Genomic DNA, 2,346 nt, shown 5'->3' with positions numbered 1-2,346 from the left:
AACAACGCAGGCTGCGTAAAGCCCGTCCGGTCCAACAGCTCGGCCTGAGACCCGAACAGCACACCCTTCAAAGGCTGTTCCAGATACTGGTCCAGATGCGCGCACACCTCGTCCAGGGCATCCGCGAAGACCGGGAACGTCTCGTACAATTCACGGCCCATACCGAGCCGCTGACTGCCCTGCCCCGTGAACAGGAAGGCGGTCTTGCGGCTGACCACCGAGCCCTCGACGAGCCCGGTCGTGCTGCGGCCCTCGGCCAGCGCCTCCAGACCGGCCAGCAGCTCGGCCCGGTCCTCGGCGACGAGCACGGCCCGCTCCTCGAAGACCGCGCGGTGCCTGGCCAGGGAGTAGCCGACGTTCGTCGGCACCGTGTCCGGTTCAGCGGTCAGGTGCGCACGCAGCTGCTCGGCCTGCGCACGCAGCCCGTCGGCAGTCCGTGCGGACAGGACCACCGGCAGCATCGCCGGGGCCACGCCCTGTTCCGGGGCGCAATCCGTGGTCTCCTCGGCCGGCGCCTGCTCCACGATGGCGTGGGCGTTGGTCCCGCTGAAGCCGAAGGAGGAAATGCCCGCCCGGCGCGGACGGCCGGTCTCCGGCCAGGCCACCGGCTCGGTCAGCAGGGCGATGTCGCCCGCGGCCCAGTCGACGTGCGGGGTCGGCTCGTCGACATGGAGCGTCTGCGGCAGCACTCCGTGCTGCATGGCGAGCACCATCTTCATCACACCCGCGACGCCCGCCGCGGCCTGCGTGTGGCCAATGTTCGACTTGATGGAGCCGAGGAACAGCGGGCGGTCTTCAGGGCGGTCCTGGCCGTAGGTGGCCAGCAGCGCCTGCGCTTCGATCGGGTCACCCAGCTTGGTGCCGGTGCCGTGCGCCTCGACCGCGTCCACGTCCGTGGCCGAGAGCCCGGCGGTGGCCAGGGCCTGCCGGATCACCCGCTGCTGGGAGGGGCCGTTCGGCGCTGTGAGGCCGTTGCTCGCACCGTCCTGGTTGACCGCCGTGCCACGCACAACGGCAAGGACCGGGTGGCCGTTCTTGCGCGCGTCGGAGAGCCGCTCGACGAGCAGCATGCCGACACCCTCACCCCAGCCCGTGCCATCCGCACCAGCCGCGAACGCCTTGATCCGGCCGTCCGTGGCGAGACCGCGCTGGCGGCTGAAGTCGATGAACACACCCGGGGTGGACATCACGGTCACCCCACCGGCCAGCGCCAGCGAGCATTCTCCGTTGCGCAGCGCGTGGATGGCGGAGTGCAGGGCGACCAACGAGGAGGAGCAGGCGGTGTCGATGGTGACGGCCGGGCCCTCCAGCCCGAAGGTGTACGCCAGCCGGCCGGAGATCACGCTGGCCGCGTTGCCCGTGCCCATGTGGCCTTCGAGGCCCTCCGAGCCGTTGAGCAGCAGCGACAGGTAGTCCTGGCCGTTGGTGCCGACGAAGACACCGGCGTGGCTGCCGCGCAGTGTCGCCGGGTCGATGCCGGCCCGCTCGAACGCCTCCCAGGACGTCTCCAGCAGCAACCGCTGCTGGGGATCCATTGCCAGCGCCTCACGCGGCGAAATACCGAAGAAGGTGGGGTCGAAGTCGGCGACGTCGTGCAGGAAGCCGCCCTCGCGGGCGTACGAGGTTCCCTCGACGTCCGGGTCCGGGTTGTAGAGAGTGTCCAGGTCCCAGCCACGGTCGGTGGGCATGCCCGAAACGACGTCCGTGCCGGACGCGAGCAGTCGCCACAACTGCTCGGGGGTGTGCACGCCGCCGGGGAAGCGGCAGCTCATCGCAACGATCGCGATCGGGTCGTCGTCAGCCGCGGCCGCCACCACCGGGCCGGTGATCGTGGCCTGCTCGCCGAGGAGTCCGGCGAGGAGGTGGTCGGCGAGGGCGATCGGGGTGGGGTAGTCGTAGATGAGGGTGGCGGGGAGCCGCAGACCGGTGATGGCGTTGAGGCCATTGCGCAGTTCCACGGCGGTCAGCGAGTCGAAACCGATCTCACGGAACGCGCGGTCGGCCGCGACCTCCTCGATGTGGGCGTGGCCCAGCACCTCGGCGACATGACCGCGTACGAGGTCCAGCAGGAAGGCTCCGCGCTCGGGCTCACCGAGCCCGAGCAGCCGTTGACCGAGCGAGGTGGCCGGTTCCGCGGCCCTTCCGGCCTGTTCGGGGACGATGGCGGCACGTGCCACGGCCTGGCGCACCTCGGCCAGGCCGGAGAGGAGCGGGCTGGGCCGTACGGCGGTGAAGCCGGGGCCGAACCGCTCCCAGTCGATGTCCGCGACGGCCAGCACCGTGTCATCCAGGTCCAGAGCCTGCTGAAGAGCACCGATCGCCAACCCGGCATCCATCGGCGGCAGA

At 70.7% G+C, this 2,346-nt stretch carries 1 protein-coding gene; it reads right to left on the bottom strand.

Going from position 1 to position 2,346, the window contains the following annotated elements:
- Positions 1–2,346 (bottom strand): type I polyketide synthase (locus ABTZ94_RS37300; RefSeq protein WP_502967378.1); only part of this gene is annotated, 2,346 nt, incomplete at both ends.

Origin of the sequence: Streptomyces sp. NPDC002785 (assembly GCF_040295565.1) — a bacterium.
GTDB lineage: Bacteria > Actinomycetota > Actinomycetes > Streptomycetales > Streptomycetaceae > Streptomyces.
This window is presented reverse-complemented; position numbering and strand designations above follow the sequence as displayed.